The organism is Syntrophorhabdales bacterium (genome assembly GCA_035541455.1).
Taxonomy (GTDB): Bacteria; Desulfobacterota; Syntrophorhabdia; order Syntrophorhabdales; family WCHB1-27; genus JADGQN01.
This window is the reverse complement of record DATKNH010000085.1, coordinates 47,343-53,679: the sequence shown is the minus strand read 5'-3', so window position 1 is coordinate 53,679 and position 6,337 is coordinate 47,343. Positions and strand designations below refer to the sequence as shown.

At 53.5% G+C, this 6,337-nt stretch carries 7 protein-coding genes; all 7 read right to left on the bottom strand.

Annotation, left to right across the window (positions count from 1 at the left end; genetic code table 11):
- Positions 1-1,181 (bottom strand): 2Fe-2S iron-sulfur cluster-binding protein (locus tag VMT71_09035; GenBank protein HVN24105.1); only part of this gene is annotated, 1,181 nt, incomplete at its 3' end.
- Positions 1,182-1,199: 18 nt separating this feature from the next.
- Positions 1,200-3,146, bottom strand: coding sequence for an FAD-dependent oxidoreductase (locus VMT71_09030; GenBank protein ID HVN24104.1), 1,947 nt, complete (start codon positions 3,144-3,146; stop codon positions 1,200-1,202).
- Between the two features lie 3 nt (positions 3,147-3,149).
- Positions 3,150-4,322 carry an NADH dehydrogenase (quinone) subunit D gene (gene nuoD, locus VMT71_09025; protein ID HVN24103.1) on the bottom strand — a complete coding sequence of 391 codons (1,173 nt, stop codon included), beginning with the start codon at positions 4,320-4,322 and terminating at the stop codon, positions 3,150-3,152.
- Between the two features lie 143 nt (positions 4,323-4,465).
- A complete protein-coding gene (locus VMT71_09020) occupies positions 4,466-4,984 on the bottom strand; it encodes an NADH-quinone oxidoreductase subunit C (protein HVN24102.1) in 519 nt (172 codons plus the stop codon).
- A 37-nt stretch (positions 4,985-5,021) separates the two neighbouring features.
- Positions 5,022-5,525 carry an NADH-quinone oxidoreductase subunit B family protein gene (locus VMT71_09015; protein ID HVN24101.1) on the bottom strand — a complete coding sequence of 168 codons (504 nt, stop codon included), beginning with the start codon at positions 5,523-5,525 and terminating at the stop codon, positions 5,022-5,024.
- Positions 5,516-5,869 (bottom strand): NADH-quinone oxidoreductase subunit A, encoded by a 354-nt coding sequence (locus VMT71_09010; protein ID HVN24100.1) that lies wholly within the window; start codon positions 5,867-5,869, stop codon positions 5,516-5,518. The genes VMT71_09015 and VMT71_09010 overlap by 10 nt, the downstream gene beginning before the upstream one ends.
- Positions 5,870-5,999: 130 nt before the next feature.
- Complete coding sequence (locus tag VMT71_09005; protein ID HVN24099.1) at positions 6,000-6,293, bottom strand: hypothetical protein; 294 nt, start codon at positions 6,291-6,293, stop codon at positions 6,000-6,002.
- Positions 6,294-6,337: the final 44 nt, after the last annotated feature.

Below are 6,337 nucleotides of genomic sequence, written 5' to 3'. Positions count from 1 at the left end.
GCCTCGCGCACCTTATTTGCCAATAGATGGTTATTGGAGAGCAGGTTTGCACCGGCGATGATGATGAGATCGCATTTTTTCAGGTCATCGTACGAGTAGAGATTTGAAAGGCCCATATCTCTGTAAAGATTGAAGACCTTCCCCGTATGGTAGTACGCAGGTGACGCCACGAAGCCCTTGCTGAGGAGCGCTGCTATTTCCTTGATGAGATACACTTCCTCGTTTGTTGCGCGGGAAGAGACGAGAAAGCCTATGCCTTTTCCGGCTTCGTCGAGGCGCTTCATACTCTCGGCTGCAATGGTGACCGAATCGTCAAAGGTACAGGCTCGCGAGGTGCCGTTTGTCCTGACGCATGCCGCGGTCATCTTCGCTTCATGGTTAACAAAATCGTAACCGAAGCGACCCATAACGCAGAGAGAACCGCGATTGGGCAGGTGCTCTGTGTCGCTGACCACATTGGTAATGTACCGGTTCTCAAAAACTTCCAGGTCAAAGGAGCAGCCGAAGCCGCAGTGCGGGCAGGTAGTCCGCGTTCTCTCTGTCTGCCAGAACCTTGATTTTACGGGGCTCAGGTTTTCCGTCAGCGAACCGACCGGGCAGACACCCAGGCATTCACCGCACGAGATGCAGTCTTCCGGCCGCGTAACCTTCATCTTCGCTTCGATGCCATTGTCCACAAGATCGAGCACGCCCCTGCCCGACACTTCTCTGCACGCATGCACGCAGCGCAGGCAGAGTACGCACCTGTCCTGAAAATAGCGGATCAGCGGCGTGGAAAAGAAGAGCTGCTTCTTTGGTTCGCGTGTTGCGTGCAGGTCTACTTTTTCAAGCCGATGTTCAAAGACCAGGTCCTGCAGCCGGCACTCGCCGCCGGCGTCACAGATAGGACACTCCAGCGGATGATGGATAAGCAAAAATTTCAGGTAATCCTGCCTCATCCTGAAAAGCCTGTCAGAGTGCGTAATCACAGAGATTCCATCGACCGCAGTGGTCACACACGATGCGACAGGATTGGCATAGCCCTCCACTTCGACGATGCAGAGCCGGCACGAGCCTATGGGCAGAAGATTCTCATGGAAGCAGAGCGTCGGTATGTAGATATTATTTTCTCGCGCAACCTCCAGGATCGTCTTCCCGGGAGCGGTCTCTATTGCGCGGCCATTAATCGTGAGCTTTATCATTCTTCCTGGACCCTGCTCTTATACCGCAACCATGCCGATGCGGAAGCAGCGCAGACAGCGGCTCGCCTCCTTCATGGCCTCGTTTACCTTGTATCCTTCTTCTACTTCATCGAAGTTCCATTTCCTCGTCTCAGGTTCCAGCATCCTGAGATGGAGTCTCTTGTCTCCACCGGTAATGCCGAGGTTCTCATCCTTCTGGTAGACCTTCACGGTTGAAAATAAAGTATTGAAGCGTTCCTCGACGCGGGGCGCAACCTGCTCACCGCGCAGGTACTGATCAATCTTCCAGGCAGCGCGTTTCCCGTTGCCGCAGGCACGGACCAGCACGTCCGGCCCGGTCTCGCAGTCGCCGGCCGAGAAGATGCCCTTTGCCGTGGTCTCAAATGTTTCCTGATTGACTTGCACGGTCTTCCACTTGGTCAATTGCAAGCCTTCAATCCCTGCGAGAAAGCCGAAATCGACCACCTGCCCGATCGCAGGGATCAGGATATCAGTCTCTATGATGAATTCAGAATTGGGCACAGGAACCGGTCTTCTGCGGCCGCTTGCATCGGGTTCGCCCAGTTCCATGCGGATCAATTCCACGGCCACCACCTTGCCATCTTTTTCGATGATGCGTGTGGGATTGCAAAGATAGTGGAATTTTACACCCTCTTCTTCCGCATCGTGGATCTCGACCGGGTCAGCAGGCATCTCCGCTTTGGTCCTGCGGTAGACGAGATTTACGTCAGGCTTTCCCACGCGAAAGGACGAACGCACGCAGTCCATGGCCACGTTGCCGCCACCGACCACCACCACCTTCTTCCCTTCAGGATACGGATCTTTTCCGTTGTTGACGTCGAGCAGATATTTGACCCCGGGTATGAAGCCCCTGTAGCCTCTGTCCTCACCATCAACGCCCATGGGAGAACTTCCATGCGCGCCGACACCGATGAAGATCGCATCATATTCCTTCTGCAGTTCGGCCATGGTGACATCCTTTCCCACGTTGACGCCGTACTTGATCTCCACGCCGAGGCCTGATAGCAAGTCGGTTTCGCCACCGACTATCGGACGAGGCAGGCGGTAGTCTGGTATTCCGACGGCTGCCATGCCGCCCGGCTCGCCAAGGCGCTCGAGGATTGTAACGTTATAGCCCATCTGGCCCAGATAATAGGCAACGGAGAGTCCGGCGGGACCTGCGCCGATCACGGCGACCTTTTTAGCATTAGCGGCCGCTCTCTTGATGTCGGGCTGTTTCTCTTTCTCCAGTTCAAAATCTGCAACGAAGCGTTTCAGATACTTGATCGAAATCGCTTCGTCGATATTGGCTCTTCTGCAGTTCGACTCACAGGGCCGCACACAAACCCTGCCGAGGATGCCCGCGAGGCACGTATCCTCACGGATTGTACTGAGGGAATCGGTGAATCTCCCTTCTGCAATCGCCTCAACGTAGTGGGGTATTTTCAGCTTGGTCGGGCACACACTGAAGCAGGGGGCTGTGACCGAAGCACGGTAGGTGCCGCCAACTGCCTTCTGCCCTGCAATGCATCGTTCGAAGCTTTCTGAAAAATGATCCATCGCGTGTAGCAGTGGTACCAATCCTGTCTGGCCGATCTGGCACTTGGAGCCTTGTCTGATTTCAGACGAGAGGGACTCGATGAAGCCGAGATCTTCCTTACTACCCTGCCCGGCAGAAATTGCTTTCAGCCTGTCAAGAATTACCTTCGTTCCTATCCTGCAGGGCAGGCATCGGCCGCACGATTCCTTCTGGACTGCCTCGACATACTTGACGCACATGTCGACTATATCCACCTTCTCATCGAAGAGTGCGATACCATCCCAGCCCATGAAGGCTTTTATCGGTTCACCGGCAGCAAACTCTTCAGGAAGCCTGAGCCGCTTGGGAGCGGAGAACTCTTCCCTGCTCTTCCCCCGATTATCAACGAGCTCCCCCTGCCAGTAGCTAAAGAGTACTCCTGCCATGTATCACCTGTCGATTTCGCCGAGAACGATGTCAACGCTTCCGATGGCAGCGACCACGTCAGCTACCATCTGCCCCTCGATCATCTTGGGCACCGCCCCGAGGTTGAGAAATGAGGGCGGTCTGATCCTCATGCGGAAGGGCTTATTGGAGCCGTCGCTCACCAGGTAAAATCCGAGCTCGCCTTTTGGAGACTCGACAGCGCCGTACGCCTCACCTGCAGGCGGCTTGAATCCTTCTTCCATAATTTTGAAATGGCGGATGAGCGCCGCCATGTCCTTCTGTACGTCTTCCTTTTCCGGACCCACAATGCCTAGCGCGTCAGCTTTTACAGAGCCGGCTGGAAGCTTCTCCAGGCCTTGCGTGATGATCCTCACCGATTGTCTCATCTCCTGTAATCTCACCACGTACCGGTCGTATACGTCACCCTTCGCGCCGAGGGGCACTATAAAATCGAACTCATCGTACGACGAATACGGGTACGCTTTGCGCACATCGTAATTGACGCCGCTGGCCCGGAGCACAGGCCCGGTGACGCCGTAGTTTATGGCGTCTTCAGCCGAGAGAGGTGAGATGTTCTGCGTCCTTTTTTTCCAGATAATATTCTCGGTAAGCAGCGTCTCATATTCATCTATTCTCTTGGGAAATTCCTCGATAAAGGCTTTTACCATACCCTCAAACTCAGGCGGGACATCTTGAGCCAGACCGCCTATCCTGATATAGCTGGGCGTGAGACGTGCTCCGGTCACGTTCTCCACGATGGTCAGGATCGTCTCTCTTTCCCTGAATGCATAGAAGAGAACGGTCATGGCACCGATATCCAGAGCGTGTGTCGCAAGCCACAATAGATGCGCTGCGAGTCTCTGCAGCTCGCAAAGAATGACCCTCAGGTACTGGGCCCGCTTTGGTATTTCCAGTCCAATGAGCTTCTCGCATGCGAGGCAGTAAGCCAGGTTGTTGGAAAGCCCGTTCGTGTAGTCGAGCCTGTCGGTGAGGGTCAGTGCCTGATGGTACGTCCTGGCCTCCGCAAGCTTCTCCACGCCCCGGTGCAGATACCCGATGAAAGGCACAGACTTTTTGACTATCTCGCCGTCCAGTTCCAGTACCATCCTCAGCACCCCGTGTGTTGCAGGGTGCTGCGGTCCCATGTTAATAGTCATGAACCTGGTCTCAGCCAAGTCTACTTGTCCCCCCAATTCCACATTCAATGGGGCTCACGTCGCCCCCTCCAGTGGCAAAGCCACATGGAGCCTCCCCTCCACCCTCCAACCGCTCCGCGGCTGCGGGTACCCGGTCGCCGTGCTCGCTGGGGTTCGGCAAACTATTTCTCCTCACCCAATTCCACATTGAAGGGTTTGTCGAAGTCAGGGCCTTCCAAGGGGTAATCCTTCCTCAGCGGATGTCCCTCAAACTCATCGTCAAGAAGAATCCGCCTCAGGTCCGGATGGCCCTCGAAACGGATACCGAACATATCGTAGATCTCTCGCTCGAACCACTCCGCCGCCTTCCAGATGCCTGACGCAGTGGGAACCGTCTCGCCGTCTTCCAGGCCCACTTTTACCGCCAGTCTGTACCTATGCTTGATCGAGTTAAGAAAATAGATCAGCTCGAAACGTGGTTTCTCTTTATTGTTGTCCACGCCAAAAAGGTCCGTCAGCATATCGAAGGCGCACTCGGGATCTGTCTTGAGGAAAAAAAGCACTTCCAGAATCTTCGTCTTATCGACTATGACACTGGGGATAGCACTGCCGGTCCGTTCTTCAACGGTGACGATCCTGTCGCCGAACTGTCGAATCAGCTTCCCCGTTACTTTTCGAACATCTTTAGTTTCATCTGCCATTCTATACTCTACCCTTCACCATATTCCACAAACCCTATCAACCTCTCATTTTGGGCAGCGAAATCAGTTCTCTTTCCAGTATGGTCTCTTTTTGAATCTTTTCCTGAAGCTTGATCAGTCCTGCCAAAAGGCTTTCCGGCCGCGGTGGACAGCCCGGCACATATACATCCACAGGGACGATCTGGTCCACTCCCTGCACAACGCTATACGTTCTGAAAATCCCGCCGCAAGTTGCACAGGAGCCGAGCGCGATCACCCACTTTGGTTCAGGCATCTGCTCATAGATCCGCTTCAGTATGGGCGCCATTTTTTTAGTCACCGTGCCTGCCACAATCATCAGGTCTGACTGGCGCGGAGAGGGTCTGAAGACCTCGGCACCAAATCTGGCAATATCATAGGTGGCAGAACTGGCAACCATCATCTCAAGGGCACAGCAAGCAAGACCAAAGGTGACGGGCCACACAGAGTTCTTACGTGCCCAGTTTACAAAGTAGTCGACAGTTGTGACGACCACGTTCTTGTTCACCTCGGTTACTCCCATTCCAACGCCCCTCTCTTCCAAACGTAAAGATAGCCGATGAAAAGTATGATAACGAAAATAAGCATTTCACCAAAGCCGAACAGCCCCAATCTCCGCGTAATAACAGCCCATGGATACAGAAACAGAATCTCCAGATCGAACACCAGAAAGAGCATGGCGACTATGTAATACCTGATCGTCATCCTGCGGCGCGTGGGTCCGGAGGTTGTCATGCCGCACTCGTAAGGAGCCGCCTTAACCTTCCTGGCTCTTCGGGGCCCAATTATGTAAGAAGCCCCCACCATAAAGGCCGCAATGAAACCGGCAAAAAGCATCATTATGAGGATTGAAACATATTCAAGCATGATTGCCTGTCTGTTATCCGATCACAACAAATTTCAATGAGTGGAGGATAACCAATACTAAACTAATTATGTCAATTTATGTCAAGAACAAAATGCAATTCCGTTCACTCAAAGAATAAAATCAATAAAATCACAAGAGTTCCTCCGCCTCGAACGCGAAAGCCCTGATCTGGGCCTCTTTATAATTTTTGTTGATCTCCTGAAGAGCTTTAAAAAGGCTGCTCTCCTTTTCCTGGCCTACCGCAAGGGCTACCATGGCCTTAGTTCCCGTCCACACCTGCTTGTCATGCTGACCGCCGCGAGTAGTACGGCCGCGTCCCTTGTTCTTCTCCGGGAGAGGGTAGAGATCAATCTGCGCTTTTTCGAAAGCTGAGAGCACGGCATCATTCTGATCGGCATTGTACGTTACCAGGTAAACCTTCACAACACTCTCAACAAAGAACCGCCTCCAGCCTTGGCGCTGAACCA